The following is a 20,447-nucleotide window of genomic DNA, read 5'->3' as shown; positions in this document are numbered from 1 at the left end:
GTGCTCGGATACGCGCTGGAGTCGTCCGGCGGCGGTGCCGGCGTGCCCTTGCGCGAACTCGCGCTCGTCGGCCTCACCGCCGCGGGGATCACGTACTTCCTGACCTCGCTGGTGCGGGTCTGTGCGGTCCGCTTCGGCGCCGTCGCCGTGCCCCGGCAGCGTGACGTCCATGTGATCCCGACGCCGCGGCTCGGCGGTGTCGGAATGTACATCGGCATCGTCTGCGCGATCGGCCTGGCCGCACAGTTGCCCGCTTTGAACCGCGGATTCTCGTACACCCACGACATGCTGGCCGTCATCACCGCGGGACTGGTGATCGTGCTCGTCGGCGTGATCGACGACCGCTGGGGCCTGGATGCGCTGACCAAATTCGTCGGACAGCTCACCGCCGCCGGCGTCCTGGTCATCATGGGCGTCAGCTGGTACCTGCTCTACGTGCCGTTCGCCGACATCGGCACGGTGGTCCTCGATCCGCTCCAGGCCGGCCTGCTCACCGTCGCCATCACGGTCACCACGATCAACGCGATCAATTTCGTCGACGGACTCGACGGCCTCGCGGCCGGACTCGGGCTCATCGCCGCCAGTGCGATCTGCCTGTTCTCCCTCGGACTCCTCCACGACCAGGGCGGCGACGTGAGTTACTACCCGCCGGCCCTGATCACCGTGGCTCTCGCCGGCGCGTGCCTGGGCTTTCTGCCGCACAACTTCTCGCCGGCGCGGATCTTCATGGGCGACTCGGGCGCCATGCTGATCGGACTCATGCTCGCCGCCGCGTCGACGAGCGCCTCGGGCCGCGTCGCCCGCAGCGCATACGGCCCCGCGGATATGTTCACCCTGCTCTCGCCGCTGATCCTGGTGGCGGCGGTGATGTTCATTCCGATGCTCGACATGATCATGGCGGTGATCCGGCGGACTCGCGCCGGAGTGGGCTTCTACACACCGGACAAGATGCACCTTCACCACCGGTTGCTCGAACTCGGACATTCGCAGCGACGCGTGGCGCTGCTGATCTACCTGTGGGTGGGCGTGCTGGCCTTCTCCGTGGCGGCGGGCAGCCTGCTGCCTCTCGAGGTGGTGATGCCGCTGTTCTTCGGTGGTCTGGTCATCGCGCTGGCGGCGACCTTCGCTCCGCGGTTGAGCCGCCGGTTCGCCCGATAGCGGGGCGGCTGGCTAACCTGGTCTCTCGTGTCGACCAATGACGAGAACGAATCACCCGAACCGGCCGCGAGCGGCATCGACTCGGGGGCGCTGGACGAGGCCACCGATCCCACCGCGCCGCTGCGGGCCGGCCTCAAGTACGGCCTCTACGGACTCGGGGCGCTGCTCGTCGCGGGCCTGCTGATCTGGTGGCCCTGGAAGGGCACTCCGGGGTTGTGGGGCGTACTGGTGGGCGCAGCGATCGGCGGCGGCTTCATCCTCATCACGGTGTTGACCATCCTGCTCACCGCGAAGGCGTCACCGAGCGTGGTGATGGGGGCCCTCATGGGTGGATACCTCGTCAAGGTGGTCATCGTGATCGCTGTGACCGCGCTTCTGAAGGACATGACCTTCTACAGCAAAGGCGCGCTGGTCAGCATGCTGATCGGCGCGATCGTTCTGGTTCTGGGCAGCGAACTGTGGGGAGTGTTGACCACACGGCAGACCTATGTGGGTCCGGACGCCGACTCGGAGGTCTGATTGTGACGAGTATCACGAAGGGTCGCCTGACCAGCTACTACGACTGATAGTAGAACGATTGCATCGGGACGATATGCAGATATTGTCGCCCCGGATTGGTCGCTGACCATCCTGACTTGCTAGTCTGCTCACCGCGGGTCGATGCGGCAAGGTGCAGTTCAATGCACTGCGGCACCTCGCACACTGAACGATGGAACCCGCCGGCTGAGAAGTTGTGCGGGCCCGAGAACGGGAGAGAACGCTGAGCGCCACCCTCGCAGCCGAGTTCCACGCACCGTCCCTGGATGACTTCTACCCCCCGATGCTGTTCGGAGAAGACACCTGGTGGGGAATGGACCGGCTCATGCTGATCCGAGTCGTCGTGGCGGTGCTCGTCGCGGCGTTTTTCGCGCTCGCTCTGCGCAGCCCCAAGATCGTCCCGAGTGGTCTTCAGAACGTCGGTGAGAGCTTCATCGACTGGGTGCGCATCAACATCGCCGAGGAGATCCTCGGCAAGCAGAACGGCCGCAAGTTCCTGCCGATCATCGCCTCGATCTTCTTCGCGACGATCTTCCTGAACTTGACCTCGATCATCCCGTTCCTGAACATCTCCACCAACGCACGCATCGGCATGCCGCTGGTGATGGCGGCGGTCGCCTACATCACCTACTGCTGGGTGGGCATCGCCAAGTTCGGCTTCTTCGGCTTCATCCGATCCTCGATCGTGCTCCCCGGTGTGCCGCTGCCGATCCACTTCCTGCTGGTTCCGATCGAGTTCGTCTCGACCTTCATTCTGCGGCCGTTCACGCTGACCGTCCGACTCATGGCCAACATGCTGTCCGGCCACATCATGCTCGCGCTGTTCTTCGCCGCGACGCAGTTCTTCATCATCGACAAGAGCGGCATCTGGAGCGTCGCCGGACTGGGCTCGCTCGTCGCCGCCGTCGGCTTCACCTTCTTCGAACTTCTGGTCATCGCGCTGCAGGCGTACATCTTCGCTCTGCTGACCGCGGTCTACATCGACCAGTCGATCCACGCAGACGCGCACTGACACGACTCGTCCTGACCAACTGAATACTTCGGGCCGGCACGAGCGCCGGACCGACACAGACTGACTCGCTCGCCCGACCGGGTGGGGAGCCACCAAGAAAGGGAATCGCAAAGATGAGCTACATCGCCCAGACTCTGGCCGACGAAACCATCACGGGTAAGGGCTTCGGCGCGATCGGCTACGGCCTCGCTGCCATCGGCCCCGGTATCGGCGTCGGCATCGTGGCCGGCAAGGCCATCGAGGGTATCGCCCGTCAGCCCGAGCTGGCCGGTCAGATCCGCACCACCATGTTCCTCGGTATCGCACTCTCTGAGGCTCTGGCGCTGATCGGTATCGTCGCCGGCTTCATCTTCTGATACGAGACCACGACATGATCAACACCAGTCTGATTCTCGCCGAAGAGAGCGAGAGCCATAACCCGCTCCTTCCCGAGTGGTACGACATCACCTGGTCGCTGGTCGCCTTCGCCGTCGTCCTCTTCGTCTTCTGGAAGTTCGTCATCCCGCGGTACCGCAAGGTGCTCGACGAGCGTCACGACACGATCGAGGGCGGTATCGCCCGCGCCGAGGCGGCTCAGGCCGAAGCGGCTCAGCAGCTGGCGGCGTACCGCGAGCAGCTCGCAGGCGCTCGTGAAGAGGCTGCGGCGATCCGCGACGAGGCACGCACCCAGGGTGCGCAGATCGTCTCGGACATGAAGGCTCAGGCAACCACCGAGAGCGAGCGGATCATCGCCAACGGCGCGGCTCAGCTCGACGCCCAGCGCCAGCAGGTCGTCTCCGAACTGCGCGGTGACCTCGGCAAGCTGTCGGTCGATCTGGCCGAGAAGCTGGTCGGTGCGTCCCTGTCGGACGACGTCAAGCAGGCCGGAACCGTCGACCGGTTCCTCGCCGAGCTGGACGGCGTGTCGAACGAGACCGCCAAGTAATCCGATGGATACACCGATGGTGCGGGTCGGCGAGGGGGTCGGAGAGATCTCCGTCCCTCGCTCCGCCGCATCCGAGGCAAGCCGACACCCAGGCGGGGTCCGCCTAGACAAGGAATGTAGCTAGATGTACGCAGCGTCAAGCCGCGAAGCCCTCGAAGGGGCCCGCGTTGAGCTGGAAACCGTCCTTCGTGGAACCTCCGCATCGTCCGACACCGATGCGGTGACTGTCGGCGAGGAACTGCTGTCGGTGTCCGACGCCGTCAGTGGTGACCGCTCGCTGCGCATCGCGCTGGCCGACTCGAGCACTGCGCCCGACACCCGGGCGGCAGTGGCCGACAAGGTCCTGACCGGCAAGGTCTCTGACGCCACCCGTTCCATCGTCTCCTCGACGGCGGCACGGGCGTGGTCGAGCGATGCCGACCTCGTCGAAGGCCTCCGCCGGCTGGGCCGAGAGGCTCTGCTGCTGGCTGCCAAGGACGCGGGCAAGTCCGATGCCGTCGAAGACGAGCTGTTCCGCCTCGCACGCGTGATCAAGGGCGACACGGCTCTGGAGCAGGCACTGTCCGATCGTGCACGCAGCACCGCCGATCGCACCGCATTGCTGCACAAGCTGATCGACGGCAAGGTGGACACCATCACCGAGCGGCTGGCGGTGAACGCGGTCGCGACCACCGAGGAGCTCCCCGGCGACGCGGTCGACGAACTGTCGCAGCTCGCCGCGGCGAGCAACGGCCGCAAGGTCGCCTACGTCACCAGCGCGGGCGAGCTGTCGAGCGATCAGCGCAACGCGCTCGCGGCCAAGCTCACCGAGATCTACTCGGCACCCGTCACCCTGCACGTCGACGTCGATCCCGAGCTTCTCGGCGGCGTCGTGGTGCGTGTCGGTGACGAACGCATCGACGGCAGCATCTCGGGCAAGATCGCGACGCTGCGTCGCGGCCTGCGGTAACACCATCGCACGTCACCACAATCGATTCCCAAGACCAAGAACCAGAAAGCCAGGAAGAGCAGGAACATGGCGGAGTTGACCATCTCCTCCGATGAAATTCGGAGCGCGATCGCAAGTTACACCGAAGACGTGGGCAACCAGGCCTCGCGAGAAGAGATCGGCACCGTCACCGACACCGGCGACGGCATCGCTCACGTCAGCGGCCTTCCGGGTGCCATGGCCAACGAGCTGCTGGAGTTTCCCGGCGGCATCCGCGGCGTCGCACTGAACCTCGACCTGGACGAGGTCGGCGCCGTCATCCTCGGTGACTCGGAGAACATCGAAGAGGGCCAGGAAGTCAAGCGCACCGGCAACGTCCTGTCGGTCCCGGTCGGCGACAAGTTCCTCGGCCGAGTCATCGACCCGCTGGGCTCGCCGATCGACGGACTGGGCGCCATCGAGTCCGAGGGCGACCGCGTCCTCGAACTGCAGGCAGCCACCGTCCTCGAGCGTCAGCCGGTCGAGGAGTCCCTCGCCACCGGTATCAAGGCCGTCGACGCGATGACCGCGATCGGCCGCGGCCAGCGTCAGCTGGTCATCGGCGACCGCAAGACCGGCAAGACCGCGCTCTGCATCGACGCCATCCTGAACCAGAAGGCCAACTGGGCCACCGGTGATCCGGAGAAGCAGGTTCGCTGCATCTACGTCGCCATCGGTCAGAAGGGCTCGACCATCGCGGGCGTCAAGACCGCCCTCGAAGAGGCGGGCGCGATGGAGTACACCACCATCGTCGCCGCTCCGGCGTCCGACTCGGCCGGCTTCAAGTGGCTCGCACCGTACACCGGCTCGGCCCTCGGCCAGCACTGGATGTACCAGGGCAAGCACGTCCTGATCGTGTTCGACGACCTGTCGAAGCAGGCTGAGGCCTACCGTGCGATCTCGCTGCTGCTGCGCCGCCCGCCGGGCCGCGAGGCGTACCCCGGTGACGTGTTCTACCTGCACTCCCGCCTGCTGGAGCGTTGCGCCAAGCTGTCCGACGAGCTCGGCGGCGGATCGATGACCGGCCTGCCGATCATCGAGACCAAGGCCAACGACGTCTCGGCGTTCATTCCGACCAACGTCATCTCGATCACCGACGGTCAGGTCTTCCTCGAGTCGGACCTGTTCAACAAGGGCGTCCGCCCGGCGATCAACGTCGGTATCTCGGTCTCCCGTGTCGGTGGCGCCGCGCAGACCAAGGGCCTGAAGGACGTCTCCGGCTCGCTGCGTCTGGAACTCGCGCAGTTCCGTGAGCTGGAGGCCTTCTCGGCCTTCGCCTCGGACCTGGACGCCGCGTCGAAGGCACAGCTCGAGCGCGGTGCCCGCTGGGTGGAACTGCTCAAGCAGGATCAGTACAGCCCGGTCGCCGTCGAGGACCAGATCGTCTCGCTGTACCTCTGCGGCGAGGGCTTCATGGACTCGGTGCCGGTGGCCGACATCCGTCGCTTCGAGGCCGAGCTCCTCGGCGATCTGCGGCACACCGCCTCCGGCGTGTACAGCAACATCGCCGGCGGCAAGAAGCTCACCGACGAGGACAAGGCCGCGCTCGCGACCGCCACGAACAACTTCAAGGCCGGCTTCATCGCCTCTGACGGCAGCCGTGTCGTCGAGGTCGAGGCCGACCCGCTGGCGCCCGAGGACGTCGAGTCCGAGACGATCCGAGTGACGAAGAAGCTGAAGTAACATGGCAACCATTCGGGAGCTGCGCTCACGGATCAAGTCGATTCAATCGACGAAGAAGATCACGAAGGCGCAGGAGCTGATCGCGACCTCGCGGATCACCAAGGCTCAGGCACGGGTGGCTGCCGCCCGTCCCTACGCCCAGGAGATCACCCGGGTCGTCACGACGCTGGCGAACGCCTCCACGTCCCTGGACAGCCCGCTGCTGGTCGATCGGGAGAACCCGCGCCGCGCCGCGGTCCTGGTCGTCACCAGCGACAGCGGTCAGTGCGGCGGGTACAACTCGAACGTGCTGAAGGAGACCGAGGAACTCCTCTCGTTGCTCCGCAGCGAGGGCAAGGAACCGGTCGTGTACGTGATGGGCCGCAAGGGCATCGGGTACTACACCTTCCGTGACCGTCCGGTGGCCGCCGGCTGGTCCGGGTTCTCCCAGCAGCCGAAGTTCTCCGACAGCGCCGACGCGGTCCACCATCTCGTGGACTCCTTCCTGGCCGGATCCGGTGAGTCGGTGGCGCTGCCCGAGGGCGGCGAGATCGAGGGCGTCGACGAACTGCACATCGTCTACACGCGTTTCGTGTCGATGCTGACGCAGAAGCCGGTGGTGCGCCGGATGGCGCCGATCGACGTCGAGTTCGAGATCGAGCAGTTGAACATGGGGGAGGACATCCTCGAGGACTCCGCCAACGCCGAGGTGAGCGCCGAGGTGGAGTTCGAGCCCGAGGCCAAGGAACTGCTCGACGCGCTGTTGCCGAAGTACGTGGCATCGCGGATCTTCGCTGCGCTGCTCGAGTCGGCGGCATCGGAGAATGCGGCACGTCGCACCGCCATGAAGGCGGCGACCGACAACGCGACCGAGCTCGAGAGGAACCTGTCCCGTCAGGCCAACGCGGCCCGTCAGGCGCAGATCACCCAGGAAATCAGCGAGATCGTCGGCGGCGTCGAAGCGCTGGCGAACTGATCGCGACACAAGACACACCTGAAGGAAAGTGAAGAACAATGACTGCAGCAGTCACTGATACGCCGGGGGCCGCGTCCGCGACAGCCGGTCGTGTCGCCCGGGTGATCGGCCCCGTCGTCGATGTCGAGTTCCCGCGCGGCGCCATTCCCGCCCTGTTCAACGCCCTGCACGCGGAGGTCACCCTTCCGGCGGTCGCGAAGACCCTGACGCTCGAGGTCGCTCAGCACCTCGGCGACAACGTCGTCCGCACCGTCTCGATGCAGCCCACCGACGGCCTCGTCCGCGGTGCGGCCGTCGTCGACACCGGCAAGCCGATCTCGGTTCCCGTCGGTGACGTCGTCAAGGGCCACGTCTTCAACGCGCTGGGCGACTGCCTGGATGCGCCGGGCACCGGTCGCGACGGCGTGCAGTGGGGTATCCACCGCAAGCCGCCGGCCTTCGATCAGCTCGAGGGCAAGACCGAGATCCTCGAGACCGGCATCAAGGTCATCGACCTGCTGACCCCGTACGTCAAGGGCGGCAAGATCGGTCTGTTCGGTGGCGCCGGTGTCGGCAAGACCGTTCTGATCCAGGAGATGATCACCCGTATCGCTCGCGAGTTCTCGGGCACCTCGGTGTTCGCGGGCGTCGGCGAGCGTACGCGTGAGGGCACCGACCTCCACCTCGAGATGGAGGAGATGGGCGTTCTTCAGGACACCGCGCTGGTGTTCGGCCAGATGGACGAGCCGCCGGGCACGCGTATGCGCGTCGCTCTCTCGGCCCTGACCATGGCCGAGTACTTCCGCGACGTGCAGCACCAGGACGTGCTGCTGTTCATCGACAACATCTTCCGTTTCACCCAGGCCGGTTCCGAGGTCTCGACCCTGCTCGGCCGTATGCCTTCGGCTGTGGGTTACCAGCCCACGCTGGCCGACGAGATGGGCGAGCTGCAGGAGCGCATCACCTCGACCAAGGGCCGTTCGATCACCTCGCTGCAGGCGATCTACGTCCCCGCGGACGACTACACCGACCCCGCGCCGGCAACCACGTTCGCGCACCTCGACGCCACCACCGAGCTCTCGCGCCCGATCTCGCAGCTGGGTATCTACCCGGCCGTGGATCCGCTGACCTCGACCTCGCGAATCCTCGAGGCCTCGATCGTGGGCGACGAGCACTTCCGCGTCGCCAACGAGGTCAAGCGCATCCTGCAGAAGTACAAGGAGCTGCAGGACATCATCGCGATCCTCGGTATGGACGAGCTCTCGGAAGAGGACAAGGTCACGGTCGCGCGCGCCCGTCGCCTGCAGAAGTTCCTCGGCCAGAACTTCCTGGTCGCCGAGAAGTTCACCGGCCAGAAGGGTTCGGTCGTCCCGCTGTCGGACACCATCGAGGCCTTCGACCGCGTGTGCAAGGGCGAGTTCGATCACCTGCCCGAGCAGGCCTTCAACAGCTGCGGCGGGCTCGACGACGTCGAGGCTGCAGCCAAGAAGATCGCCGGAAAGTAGTCGCTGCTCATGGCTGACAAGACTTTCCGACTCGAGGTCGTCTCGCCGGACTCGGAACTGTACTCCGGCGACGCGACGTTCCTCGTGGCTCAGACCACCGTCGGCGAACTCGGCATTCTCGCGAGCCACGCTCCGATGCTGGCTGAGCTCGCTCCCGGCGGCTGCGTCGTCGTGACCGAGTCCGGTGGAAACCGGACCGCGTTCGCGGTGCAGGGCGGATTCCTGTCGGTGACCGGCGAGTCGGTCACCGTGCTCGCCGAGCACGCGCAGTTCGCCTCCGACATCGATGTCGCCGCCGAGCGCTCGGTGCTGGAGTCGGCCGACGAGGGCAGCGCGGAGTTCCTCCGGGCCAAGTCCCGGGTCCGCGCCGCGGAAGCCGTGGGCTGACCGGGAGACTGCGACATTGCGCGCAGCAGATGTGATTTAGACGACGACAGCCGTCCTGCTCTGCAGGGCGGCTGTCGTCGTCTCAGGAAGGGCTCATCCGCGGTCGTGTATACCTGCATGTGAGGAGGTTGATGCGGTGCCGATGTGGGTATGGGTGATCGTCGGCGTCGTCGTGGCCGGCCTGTTCGTGGCCGCAGGCGTCGTCTACCGGCTGATCGAGGTCCGGCGCGCCGGGACTCCGGTGCTGCTGCGGTCGCTGCCCGCCGACGCCGATCAGGGCTGGCGGCACGGGTCGGTGCAGTACGGCGACGACGCCCTCGCGTACTACCGCCTCAGTTCCCTGCGTCCGGGCCCCACCGTCAGCCTCTCGCGCCGCCGGATCGAGATCGTGGGACGCCGAGCCCCGGTCGGCACCGAACTGGAGATCATGGACGCCGACTTCGCCATCGTCGAGCTGTCGATAGGGCGCTCCGGTGCCGGTGGCCGCTACGAAATCGGCATGAGCCCGGCGGTCTCCACGGCCTTCCAGTCGTGGATCGAGGCGCGTGCCCCGAAGCGGTCCAAGCGGCGTCGTCCGGCCGCCTGATACCGGGCGCGCCCCGCTCCTCACCGCTTCCGGTCGCCTCCCGGAACCCACTTGACGTCGCCGACCCCGGCGCGCACGTTGCTGACCCGTGCCAGGATGAAGAGCAGGTCGGAGAGCCGGTTGAGGTACTTGGCCGGAAGCACGGACGAATCGTCGGGATGTTCGGCGATCGCCGCCCAGGCGGAGCGCTCGGCTCGCCTGGTCACCACCCGCGCCTGGTGCAGAAGCGCCGACAGCCCGGTACCGCCGGGGAGGATGAACGAGTCCAGGGGAGCGAGCTCGGCGCCGAAGGAGTCGCACCAGGCTTCGAGCGCGTCGATGTACTCCGGTTCGATCCGCAGCGGCGGATACTTCGGATCGTCGACGACCGGGGTGGAGAGATCGGCCCCGGCGTCGAAGAGGTCGTTCTGGACCGTGGTCAGGACCTCCGCGATATCGGGCGGGACGTCCGCGGCGAGCGTGAGAGCGGCTCCGATGGCCGCGTTGGCCTCATCGCAGTCGGCGTACGCGACCACTCGGGAGTCGGTCTTCGGGACTCGTGAGAAGTCGGAGAGACCGGTGGTCCCGTCGTCGCCGGTGCGGGTGTAGATGCGCGTGAGATGGACTGCCATGTCTGTCAACCTACGCGTCCGGCGATAAGCTGTGTGCGTGAGTGATCGCTACTTGGTTACTGGTGGGGCACGGCTGGCGGGAGAGGTGACGGTTGGGGGAGCCAAGAACAGCGTTCTGAAGCTCATGGCGGCGGCACTGCTCGCGGAGGGCCGCACAGTTCTGACCAATGCGCCCGAGATCGCCGACGTCCCGCTGATGGCGGACGTGCTGCGCGGACTCGGCGCCGAGGTGATGATCGACGGCGACGTGGTGGTGATCGACGTGCCCGCCGAGCCCGAGTACCACGCGGACTTCGACGCGGTGAAGCAGTTCCGCGCCTCGGTCTGTGTGCTGGGCCCGCTGATGGCCCGGCGACGCCGGGCGGTGGTGGCCCTGCCGGGCGGTGACGCCATCGGTTCCCGGCCGCTCGACATGCACCAGGCCGGACTGCGCGCGCTGGGGGCACAGAGTGCGATCGAGCACGGCTGCGTGGTCGCCGAGGCCGAGGAACTCACCGGTGCGGCGGTCGCGCTGGAGTTCCCCTCGGTGGGAGCCACCGAGAACATCCTGATGGCGGCCGTGCTCGCCGAGGGCGTCACGACCATCGACAACGCCGCTCGCGAACCGGAGATCGTCGACCTCTGTGAGATGTTGATCCAGATGGGCGCCCGAATCGACGGCGTCGGCTCGCCCACGCTCACTGTCACCGGCGTGCGGTCGCTGAGCCCGACCCGCCACCACGTGGTCGGCGACCGGATCGTCGCCGGAACCTGGGGAGTGGCTGCGGCGATGACCCGCGGCGACATCCGGGTGCGCGGCGTGGACCCTGATCATCTCCGACTCGTGCTGAAGAAGCTCGAAGACGCGGGGTCCACGGTGGAGCGGTTCGACGACGGTTTCCGCGTGGTGCAGGCAGGCCGGCCGGTGGCGGTGAACACCGCGACGCTGCCGTATCCGGGCTACCCGACCGACATGCAGCCGATGGCGATCGGGCTGGCGGCCGTCTCCGAGGGCATGTCGATGATCACCGAGAACGTCTTCGAGGCGCGCTTCCGGTTCGTCGAGGAGATGGTGCGGCTCGGCGCCGACGCCCGCACCGACGGGCACCACGCGGTGATCCGCGGTGTCGAGACGCTTTCGAGCGCGCCGGTGTGGTCGTCCGACATCCGTGCCGGCGTCGGTCTGGTGCTGGCGGGTCTGGTCGCCGACGGCGTCACCGAGGTGCACGACGTGGAGCACATCGACCGCGGGTACCCGAACTTCGAAGAGCAGCTGAGCGCGCTCGGCGGCAAGATCGAGCGCGTCTCCGGCTGAACGCCCCTTCGTCGTTCGCCCTCCTTCAACGCAGAACCTGTCCGAACGGCCAGGTGCGTCTCCCATCCGCTCGGGCTGATCCTCTCGGCGCCGGGTCAGGGCCCCTTGTCGCCATGATGTGACGGGGAACACGCTGGTGGGGACCGTTTCGGCAACGGGGTGCACCGCATCCCGGACAGAAGGAGTTGACCAGCCCATGGCAATCGAGCTGAATCAGATCTGGGACTTCCCGATCAAGGAGTTCCACCCGTTCCCGAAGGCGAAGCTCGGCGTCGGCGCGCACGACATGCTCGGTGTCGAAGCCAAGGAACTCGGCATGACCCGCGTGCTGTTGATGACGACCGGCCTGCGCGGTTCCGGGATCATCGAGGAGCTGACCGGGAAGATCGAGTACCAGGGCGTCGACGTGGTCCTGTTCGACGAGGTGCAGTCGAACCCGAAGGACACCAACGCGATGGACGCCGCGGCTCGCTACCAGTCGGAGAAGTGCGACGGGATCATCTCGGTCGGCGGCGGCTCGAGCCACGATGCGGCGAAGGGCGCGCGAATGGTGATCGCGCACGACGGCCGCAACATCAACGAGTTCGAAGGCTTCTCCAAGGCCACCAATAAGGAGAACCCGAAGCACATCGCGGTCTCGACCACCGCGGGCACGGGTTCGGAGACGTCGTGGGCGTACGTCATCACCGACACCTCCGACATGGACAAGCCGCACAAGTGGGTGGCCTTCGACGACACCTGCCTGGTGGATCTGGCGATGGACGATCCGTTGCTCTACTACTCGTGCCCGCAGGAGTTCACCGCGTACTGCGGTTTCGACGTCCTCGCACACGCCAGTGAGCCGTACGTCTCGCGACTGGACTTCGCGCCCTCGCTGGGGAACGCCAAGTACTCGATCGAGCTGATCGCGAAACACCTGCCCACCGCCGTCTACGACCCCCACAACCTGGAGGCACGGACCGGCATGATGCACGCCCAGTACATCGCGGCCCAGGCGTTCAACTCGGGCGGTCTCGGCCAGATCCACTCGATGTCGCATGCGGTCAGCGCGTACTTCGACCTGCATCACGGACTGAACAACGCGATCGCGTTGCCGCGCGTGTGGGAGTACAACCTGCCGGCGCGGTACGAGCGATTCGCCGAGATCGCTCCGCTGATGGGCGTCGACACCCGCAACATGACGACGGTGCAGGCGGCCGACGCCGCGGTCGAGGCCGCGATCCGGCTGTCGAAGGACCTCGGCATTCCCGACAACTTCGGCTCGGTGCACCCCGACACCTACCAGAAGAACCGGATGAACACGGGCAAGTACGAAGGCCGCGGCTCGTCGATCGACACCTCCGACGAGATGATCCGCACCATCTCCGAGCACATGATGGAGGACTGGTGCACGCCGGCCAATCCGCGCGAATGCACGGTCGAGTCGCAGATTCCGATGATCCGCCACGCGATGACCGGAAGCTACTGATCGCGACGGTCGAGCAGGACGAGGAGATACGTGCCGTGATGGAGACGACGAAGACGAGGAAGCCCGTGCCTGCCGAACCGCGGGACGGCGAACCGATCGCGCAGTTCGAGACGGTCGACGACCTGACCGCGTCGCTGGAGGCGCAGGGTTATCTGATCGAGCCGGACCTCGCGGTGGTGCTGCACCTCGCGACCCTGCTCGACCGTCCGTTGCTGCTGGAGGGCCCGGCCGGCGTCGGGAAGACGGAGCTGGCGAAGGCCCTCGCCGCGGCGTCGGGCCGGGAACTCATCAGGCTCCAGTGCTACGAGGGCCTCGACGACGCGCGGGCGCTGTACGAGTGGGACTACGCACGCCAACTGCTGCACGTGCAGATGCTCCGTGACCGCATCAGCGACGAACTGGCGGCCCACGAGACGCTCTCGGCCGCGTCGTCGGCGCTCGCGCGAACCGACGTCGGCGTGTACACCGAGGACTTCCTGGTGCCGCGTCCGCTCCTCGCGGCCATCATGTCCACGGCGCCGACGGTGCTCTTGGTCGACGAGATCGACCGCACGGACGAGGCGATGGAGGCGGTGATGCTGGAGGTGCTCGCCGAACGCCAGGTGACCGTTCCCGAACTCGGCACCTTCGTCGCGCGGTCGGCGCCGTGGGTGATCCTCACCTCCAACGACACCCGGGAGCTCTCGCCCGCGCTCAAGCGGCGGTGTCTGCACTTCCAGGTGTCGTACCCGACGGCCGAGCGGGAGCAGCGCATCGTGGCGGTGCGGGCGCCCGGGGTGCCCGAGGCGGTGGTCGCCGACGTCGTCGATCTGGCGCGCCGGCTCCGCGAACTCCCGCTCCGCAAGAGTCCGTCGATCGCCGAGGTGATCGACGCGGCGCGGGCCGCGGCACTCCTGGGTGATCGGCGAGCCGGTGACGGCGACCCGGCGTTGATGTCGTTGCTGGTGAAGTTCGGCACCGACCTCGACCAGGTGCGACGGCTCCTCGCGTCCGATCTCGGATCGGGTGCGAAGGCCGGATCGGGGACGGCGGGTTCGGGCGTGACGGGTTCGGGGACCGCCACCGCCTTCGGTGCCGGCCGGGCCCGGTCCGGTGCCGGAGCGCGGCGATGACCGTGCTCGACGGTCTCGCCGTGGCCTTCGGCCACACGCTGCGAGCCCACGGCCTCCCGGCGTCGCCCGCGGAGGTGATCGAGATCCGGCGTGTGATGGACATCGTCGGAGCGGCCGATCTCGATCGCCTCCGGACGGGGCTCCGGTGCGCCAGCGTGAAGTACTCGCACGAGCAGCCGATGTTCGAGCGTGCGTTCGCGACCTACTTCGGTCTCGGCCGGCCCGAGGAGACGGCCGCCGATCGGCCGAAGGTGCGGACCGTCGTCAACGATCTGCCCGACGACGTCGCCTGGGACGAGGACTTCACCGGCGCCGGACGGATGATCGGTGCCGACGAGCACACCGAGGAGATCGGCGATCTGATGATCGACGATCCCGATGCCGCCGAACGGACGGGCGAGAGCTCGCACCGCGAGGACGACGATTTCTCCGTCTCGTCCGGCACCGAGGAACTGCAGGTCGCGACCGAATCGGACAACGTGAGCAGCGGTGCGACGTACACGATCGATGTCGACCACGCCGCTGCCGCGGACGTCGGAGAACTGGTCGCGAGCACCGCGCGCGTCCAGGGCGGCGCGCTGTCGCTGGCCGACGCGGCCAGTCTGCTGCGCGCGCTCGGCGCGGGTGACGGCCGGACGGCGTACGAGCAGGACGGTCCGTGCGACCAGGTCGCCGGGCTCGGCGCCGAACGGCGCGAGGCGCTGGAGGAAGCCCTCGCGCGGTTCGTCGACGCACTGTCGGAGCGGATCGAGACGGTGGCGGCCGATCCGGCCGGGACTGCCGTCGAACACCGCGACCAGGCCGATCTCGATCGGGCCTGTCATCGGCTGGTCCAGCGGATGCGAGGAGCTCCGAGACGGGTTCCCCGACTCGCCGACACCGGCCGTCTGGACATGCGAGCCACCATGCGCGCGGCGATCGCGACCGACGGGATTCCCGTCGACCTGTGGCGACGCCGGACCGTGCCCGGGCCGGTGCGACTGTTGGTGATCGTGGACGTCTCCCTATCGGTGCGCCCGGTCGCCGGCTTCATCCTGCGGCTCGCTCAGACCCTGCACCGCTTCGGCGATCGATGCGAGGTTATGGCCTTCGTCGACGATCCGGTGCTCGTGACGCCGGCTCTGCGGGCCGCCGACACCGACGACGCTCTGGCGGCAGTCCTGGCCGCCGACGGTCTCGACCTCGCCGCGACGAGTGACTACGGACGCACCTGGGCCGCCGTGCTCGACCGTTTCGGCGACCTGCTCTCCCGGCGGACCAGCGTGCTGGTGGTCGGGGACGGACGGAGCAACGCCTTCGACCCCCGGGTGGACCTCTTCGCCGAGATCGCGCGCCGCGCTTACCGAGTGGCATGGCTGACGCCGGAACCGTCCCGATACTGGAACCAAACCGGTTGTGCGCTAGGCGATTACGCCGAACACTGTGCCGGTGTAGTGAGTGCGCGCGACGGTGAAGAGATCCTCACCCGGTGCGATGAACTCGGCGCGGCGCTGCGCTGAGCGGGGTAGCGTCACCGGCGAACAGGAGGTGATCGGTGACCGGTGACCGGGCGCCGCGGCGCGCCACCACCAGCGTCGCGAAGTTTCACACGCCGGAGATCGTGCTCGGCCCCGGATCGTTCCCGGAGGCCGCCGTGGCCGTCGCCGGGCTCGGGGTCCGCCGGCCGCTGGTGGTCTCCGACCGCCGCCTGGAGGCCGCGCCCTGGTACGGCGCACTGCTCGACGACCTCCGCGCCCAGGGTCTGAGTCCGGCGTCGTACCTGGACGTGACGCCGAACCCTCGGGCGGGCGAGGTGGCCGACGGCTTCGCCGCGTATCGCGCACACGGTGCCGACGGCCTCATCGCCCTCGGAGGGGGATCGGTGATCGACACGGCCAAGGGCGTCGCCGTGCTCGCGTCGAACGGCGGGGTGATCCTCGAGTTCGAGGGCATCGACCGTGCGGTGCGGCCGCTGCCGCCGCTGGTCGCGGTACCGACCACAGCCGGCAGCGGGGCCGACGTCTCTCAGTTCTGCATCATCAACGATCCCGAGCGGCGGACCAAGGTCACCATCATCGGGCGCACGTTGGTGCCGAATGTGACGGTGATCGATCCGACGCTGCTCACCACCGCACCGCCGGAGGTGACCGCGCAGGCGGGGATGGACACGCTCACCCATTGCGTCGAGGCGTACGTGTCCCTGGCTCACGGCAGGCTCACGGACTCGCTCGCGCTCGAGTCGCTCAGCGGAGTGTGGAACAACCTGGAACGGCTGGTCGACGACCCGCGCGACGCCGGAGCCGGCGAGGAGATGGCGCTGGCGTCGCTGCGGGCCGGTATGGCGTTCACCAACGCGATCCTCGGCGCCGCCCACGCCATGAGCCACCCGGTCGGCGGATACTGCGACGCCCCGCACGGCACCATCAATTCCGTCCTGCTGCCGCACGTCATCCGCTACAACGCCGTGGTGTGCGCGGACGACTTCGTGCAACTCGCCGACGCCGTCGGGCTGGCGACGTCGGGAGACCCGCGGGCCGTGGCCGACCGGCTGGCCGACGCCGTCGCACGGCTCGCGGCGCGGGTCGGCATGCCTGACACGTTGTCGCCCCTCGGCGTGCGGTCCGGTGACCTGGATCTGCTCACCTCACACGCTCTGGCGGATTCGTGCATGATCACCAACCCGCGGCGGCCGGAGGAGGCCGCGATCCTCGACCTGTACCGGCAGGCGATGTGACCGTGCCCGAGAAGGAACCGGATCTCGCCAGCCTCGTCGGCCTGCGCACCGTCAAAGCCGGGCACTACGCGCAGTTCCGGGGCACGGCGGCGCGCCTGAGCCGGGTGATGACCGCGTTGGAGGGGATCTCGAAGGCACTGGTGCAGACCGCCGAGGGGCCCGAGGCACTGGTGGTCGCGGTGGTCGAGACGGTACGAGACCATCTCGGCGCCGACTGGGTGCTGTTCGCGCTGGCCGACGGTCAGTTGGGCAAGACCACCCCGCGGCACCTGATCGCGTCGGGGGACGGGCGGATCATGGCCTTCGAGGGCGTCCGGATCGCGACCGAGCCGACGGATCTGCCCGATCAGGTGCTCAACCGGCTCAACGACGTCCTGCGCGGCGAACGCGATGTCCTTCACGGCCCGATCGTCTCCGAGCACCACATCCATGTGCCGGTCGAATTGGACGGGCGAGTGGTGGGCGGACTGTCGGCGTGGACGCCCTCCGACCGCGACGTCGACCCGGCCGATCTCATGGTTCTACGCATCCTCGCCGGTCAGGCAACCGTGGCGATGGTCAATGCCGCGCTGTTCGCGGAGACCGACCGTCGGGCTGAGGAACTCGCGGAGCGGAACTCGGAACTGCTCCGGACCCAGCGCGAGCTGTCCGCGGCCCAGCGCACAGCGCTCTTGGGCGGCGAGCGGGCGCGCATCGCGCGGGAGCTGCACGACTCGGTCGGTCAGTCGGTTCTCTCGGCCGGGCTGCAGATGGAACTGTGCCGCCCGTCGGTGTCGGGTCCGGCCGCCGACCACGTCGACAAGGCGGTCCGGCTCACTCGCGACGCGATGGAGCAGTTGCGGAACGCGATCTACACGCTCGCCGATGCGCGGACACCGGCGCCCAGCATCGCCGAGACCCTCGATGAACTGTGCGCCCTGCACATGCCTGCCGACACACAGACGTCAGTGACCGTCCGTGGGCGGCCGCGCGAGCTCTCCGGCAACCTCCAGCACGCCGTGCTGCGGATCGCGGGGGAGTCCTTGTTCAATGCCGCCGTGCACTCCGAGGCCGAACGGGTGAACGTCACCTTCGGCTACACCGATGAGCGGGTGACGCTGTGGGTGGACGACGACGGGGTCGGAGATCCCGACGACCTGCGTTCGGTTCTGCGGGCAGCACTGGCCGGAGACCGGGCGGCCGGCCGTCATCGGGGATTGGCGAACATGGCGTCTCGGGCCGAAGAACTCGGCGGGACTCTGCGTATCCGCAGGTCGCGGCTCGGTGGCGTGCGGATCGCCGCCGTGTTGCCGCTCGTTCCGCCGGGTTACGGCGACTCGGCGGAGGAGGAGATCTGATGGGCGCACCGATACGGACGGTCCTGATCGATGATCACGCGTTGCTGCGCGAAGGCCTGCGGTCGTTGCTGGAGCGGGACGACGACGTGGTGGTGGTCGGCGAAGCCGGAACCTTCGACGCCGCGCTGGCCGAGATCGCGCACTGTGCGCCCGATGTGGTCGTGGTGGACCTCAAGCTCACGGCGGGTACCGAATACGAGGGTCTGCGCCTGATCCGGGAGATAGCCAAGCGGAATCCCGGGGTCGCGACTCTGGTGCTCACCACGTTCCTCGACGACGATCTGGTGGTGCGGGCCGTCCGCGCCGGCGCCAAGGGGTACGTGGTCAAGGACGTCGACACCACCGAACTGATCCGCGCCATCCGCACCGTCTCGACGGGCGGAAGCGCCTTCGACCCGCGCAGTGCCGCGATCGTGCTCCGCACCGTGTCCGGCGAGCACGAGGCGCCGGCGGATCTCACCGACCGCGAACGCGAGGTGCTCAAGCTGCTGGCGGACGGAAAGTCGAACGCCGACATCGGCAGAACGCTGTTCATCTCGGAATCGACGGTGAAGTTCCACATCCGCAATGTGATCCGGAAGCTCGGGGTCTCGAAGCGCACGGACGCGGTGTACGTCGCGAGCAAGCGCGGACTGATCTGATCGCCGACCCGGGCGGTGAGTGACGGCGGTCTTCGTCTACAGGTCGATGACGAGCCAGCCACCGTGGTCGGCGAAGATCGTCGTGCGGTGCTCACCGACCGCCTGCGCCCACTGCCGGAGGTCGGCCTCGCGGAGCAGTTCGAGGTGGCCGAAGTGGGGACACACTTCATCCTCGTACGGCACCGCGACCACCACGCGACTCCGCGCGACCCGGCAACATTCGGCGATCGCGGTGCAGACATCGTCTGCGGGGAGGTGCTCCAGAAGATGCAGTATCGTCACTGTGTCGAAACTGTCATCAGTGAAAGGCAGGCGGCGAACATCGCCCGGGACGGTCGTCACCGGGAGATTCAGGCTCGACGAGGCGCTCCCGAGGAGGTCCAGGGCGCCCTGGCAGATGTCGGTGGCCGTCACCGCGAATCCGTCGCCGGCGCACTGCAGGGCGAAGAAGCCGAAGCACGAGCCCACCTCGAGGACGGATTCGCCGACGAGAAGGCCGCGCGCGCGGCGATGGATCGGACTGAACGGCACTGAGCCATCACGGAGTTCCCGGACTGAGTTGCGATAGAAGGCGACCCAGGCCTCGTCCGAATCGGCCGCGCACCCGGTGATGAGTTCGACCGCCGCGGCCTCGAACTCCTCCTGGCCGGCGATCGCGCCGGCCGACACCAGCGCAGTGAGTTCGCCGACAACCACCGAATCGCTGATGTCGCGTGGACCGTAGGGGTGCGCCAGCTCGAGCAGATCGCCGGATCGACGCCACCTGAGCCGACCGGATCCTCGGAAACCGGCGAGTGCCGAGCGGCCGGACACGGTCTCGACGACCAAGCCACGTGTCGGCGCAGATAGAGCGGCTGGGAGTGCGGTGGCGGTGCTCATTCTCCGACGCTAAGACGGTGGCGCCCTCGGGGTAACTGACCCAACGGTCGTGGGAGCTGACCGAAAGTACAGGTCTGCGACCGTCGACCCGCGGAAACCGCCGAATGTTCACTCTTGCGACCTGGCGATTTGACCTTCCGGGCCGCGCTGCGTAACTTATTGCAGGTCAGCGCGTCGGCGCTGGCGAGCGAAATGCCCCTTCCGGTCGGTGAGTTGATCTTGCCGGGGCGGTGGGGGTAGAGTAGCGGTCCAGCCCCTGGCAGACTTCCCGTTCTTCTTCGGAGTTCGAGAATGTCGCGGTTGCAGGGAGGATTCCGGTCTGGTAGGCTGGAAAGGTCGCCTCGGAGACGGGGTGACTGACAGTTAATTGCAGATGTCTGCTGGTGTTCGGCCCTTGTTTGTGGGGGTTGGTTCTGGTGGGTGTGTGTTCTTTGAGAACTCGATAGTGTGTTTTGGATTTCTTGTGCCACTATTTTTTGTTTTGTGGCGTGGGAGATTTTTGGACAGATTGTGCTTGCCGGCCCTTTTGGGGGTTGGTGAGTGTTTTGGATGAATTTTTTACCATGTCAGTTTTTTTGGATTTGGTCAGGTTCTGTTTTCTGGCTTTGTGTTGAAATCTTGTGGTTTCTGCATTTTTTGTTGGAGAGTTTGATCCTGGCTCAGGACGAACGCTGGCGGCGTGCTTAACACATGCAAGT

General features: G+C 67.2%; 20 protein-coding genes and 1 rRNA gene. 19 read left to right on the top strand and 2 right to left on the bottom strand.

What is annotated here, in order from left to right; genetic code table 11:
• The 11 genes from ABFX36_RS07460 (at position 1) to ABFX36_RS07410 (ending at position 9,694) form a co-directional block, all read left to right on the top strand.
• Entirely contained in the window at positions 1–1,158 is a 1,158-nt protein-coding gene (locus tag ABFX36_RS07460) for a glycosyltransferase family 4 protein (RefSeq protein ID WP_062367574.1), read from the top strand.
• Positions 1,159–1,185: 27 nt separating this feature from the next.
• Complete coding sequence (locus ABFX36_RS07455) at positions 1,186–1,677, top strand: Cg1360 family ATP-synthase-associated protein (protein WP_006896405.1); 492 nt, start codon at positions 1,186–1,188, stop codon at positions 1,675–1,677.
• A gap of 301 nt (positions 1,678–1,978) precedes the next feature.
• Entirely contained in the window at positions 1,979–2,707 is a 729-nt protein-coding gene (gene atpB / locus ABFX36_RS07450) for a F0F1 ATP synthase subunit A (protein WP_231875735.1), read from the top strand.
• A 113-nt stretch (positions 2,708–2,820) separates the two neighbouring features.
• Positions 2,821–3,063, top strand: a complete 243-nt coding sequence (locus ABFX36_RS07445; protein ID WP_006896403.1) for an ATP synthase F0 subunit C — start codon at positions 2,821–2,823, stop codon at positions 3,061–3,063.
• A 14-nt stretch (positions 3,064–3,077) separates the two neighbouring features.
• Complete coding sequence (locus ABFX36_RS07440) at positions 3,078–3,632, top strand: F0F1 ATP synthase subunit B (RefSeq protein ID WP_006896402.1); 555 nt, start codon at positions 3,078–3,080, stop codon at positions 3,630–3,632.
• 124 nt (positions 3,633–3,756) lie between these two features.
• Positions 3,757–4,581: a F0F1 ATP synthase subunit delta gene (locus ABFX36_RS07435; protein ID WP_346075722.1), complete on the top strand. Its 825-nt coding sequence runs from the start codon at positions 3,757–3,759 to the stop codon at positions 4,579–4,581.
• Positions 4,582–4,647: 66 nt separating this feature from the next.
• Positions 4,648–6,282: a F0F1 ATP synthase subunit alpha gene (atpA, locus tag ABFX36_RS07430; protein ID WP_006896400.1), complete on the top strand. Its 1,635-nt coding sequence runs from the start codon at positions 4,648–4,650 to the stop codon at positions 6,280–6,282.
• A 1-nt stretch (position 6,283) separates the two neighbouring features.
• On the top strand, positions 6,284–7,237 hold the full coding sequence (locus tag ABFX36_RS07425; protein ID WP_006896399.1) for a F0F1 ATP synthase subunit gamma: 954 nt from the start codon (positions 6,284–6,286) through the stop codon (positions 7,235–7,237).
• Between the two features lie 38 nt (positions 7,238–7,275).
• Positions 7,276–8,721 (top strand): F0F1 ATP synthase subunit beta, encoded by a 1,446-nt coding sequence (atpD, locus tag ABFX36_RS07420; RefSeq protein WP_346075719.1) that lies wholly within the window; start codon positions 7,276–7,278, stop codon positions 8,719–8,721.
• Between the two features lie 9 nt (positions 8,722–8,730).
• Entirely contained in the window at positions 8,731–9,108 is a 378-nt protein-coding gene (locus ABFX36_RS07415; protein ID WP_006896397.1) for a F0F1 ATP synthase subunit epsilon, read from the top strand.
• A 136-nt stretch (positions 9,109–9,244) separates the two neighbouring features.
• Positions 9,245–9,694, top strand: a complete 450-nt coding sequence (locus ABFX36_RS07410; RefSeq protein WP_006896396.1) for a DUF2550 domain-containing protein — start codon at positions 9,245–9,247, stop codon at positions 9,692–9,694.
• Between the two features lie 20 nt (positions 9,695–9,714).
• On the opposite strand, the gene ABFX36_RS07405 is transcribed toward ABFX36_RS07410, so the two are convergent.
• The gene (locus tag ABFX36_RS07405) at positions 9,715–10,305 is read right to left on the bottom strand and encodes a cob(I)yrinic acid a,c-diamide adenosyltransferase (protein ID WP_006896395.1); all 591 of its coding nucleotides are present in this window, start codon (positions 10,303–10,305) and stop codon (positions 9,715–9,717) included.
• Between the two features lie 37 nt (positions 10,306–10,342).
• On the opposite strand from ABFX36_RS07405, the gene murA reads away from it, so the two are divergent.
• The 7 genes from murA (at position 10,343) to ABFX36_RS07370 (ending at position 18,870) form a co-directional block, all read left to right on the top strand.
• Positions 10,343–11,599 (top strand): UDP-N-acetylglucosamine 1-carboxyvinyltransferase, encoded by a 1,257-nt coding sequence (gene murA / locus ABFX36_RS07400; RefSeq protein WP_006896394.1) that lies wholly within the window; start codon positions 10,343–10,345, stop codon positions 11,597–11,599.
• Positions 11,600–11,795: 196 nt separating this feature from the next.
• Entirely contained in the window at positions 11,796–13,067 is a 1,272-nt protein-coding gene (mdo, locus tag ABFX36_RS07395; RefSeq protein ID WP_006896393.1) for an NDMA-dependent methanol dehydrogenase, read from the top strand.
• A 65-nt stretch (positions 13,068–13,132) separates the two neighbouring features.
• A complete protein-coding gene (locus ABFX36_RS07390; RefSeq protein ID WP_006896392.1) occupies positions 13,133–14,179 on the top strand; it encodes a MadB family AAA-type ATPase in 1,047 nt (348 codons plus the stop codon).
• Positions 14,176–15,678 (top strand): MadC family VWA domain-containing protein, encoded by a 1,503-nt coding sequence (gene madC / locus ABFX36_RS07385; RefSeq protein ID WP_006896391.1) that lies wholly within the window; start codon positions 14,176–14,178, stop codon positions 15,676–15,678. Before ABFX36_RS07390 ends, madC begins: the two co-directional genes overlap by 4 nt.
• 35 nt (positions 15,679–15,713) lie before the next feature.
• Complete coding sequence (locus ABFX36_RS07380; RefSeq protein ID WP_346075714.1) at positions 15,714–16,892, top strand: iron-containing alcohol dehydrogenase; 1,179 nt, start codon at positions 15,714–15,716, stop codon at positions 16,890–16,892.
• 2 nt (positions 16,893–16,894) lie between these two features.
• Positions 16,895–18,229 (top strand): MadS family sensor histidine kinase, encoded by a 1,335-nt coding sequence (locus tag ABFX36_RS07375; RefSeq protein WP_006896389.1) that lies wholly within the window; start codon positions 16,895–16,897, stop codon positions 18,227–18,229.
• Positions 18,229–18,870: a MadR family response regulator transcription factor gene (locus ABFX36_RS07370; RefSeq protein ID WP_006896388.1), complete on the top strand. Its 642-nt coding sequence runs from the start codon at positions 18,229–18,231 to the stop codon at positions 18,868–18,870. Before ABFX36_RS07375 ends, ABFX36_RS07370 begins: the two co-directional genes overlap by 1 nt.
• Positions 18,871–18,906: 36 nt before the next feature.
• On the opposite strand, the gene mftM is transcribed toward ABFX36_RS07370, so the two are convergent.
• Entirely contained in the window at positions 18,907–19,749 is an 843-nt protein-coding gene (gene mftM / locus ABFX36_RS07365) for a mycofactocin oligosaccharide methyltransferase MftM (RefSeq protein ID WP_039867425.1), read from the bottom strand.
• A 636-nt stretch (positions 19,750–20,385) separates the two neighbouring features.
• On the opposite strand from mftM, the gene ABFX36_RS07360 reads away from it, so the two are divergent.
• Positions 20,386–20,447: ribosomal RNA gene (locus tag ABFX36_RS07360) — 16S ribosomal RNA — on the top strand; the annotation flags it as partial.

Source organism: Gordonia cholesterolivorans (assembly GCF_039531975.1).
GTDB lineage: Bacteria > Actinomycetota > Actinomycetes > Mycobacteriales > Mycobacteriaceae > Gordonia > Gordonia sihwensis.
The sequence above is the reverse complement of the archived record's forward strand: the minus strand, read 5'-3'. Positions and strand labels throughout refer to the sequence as shown.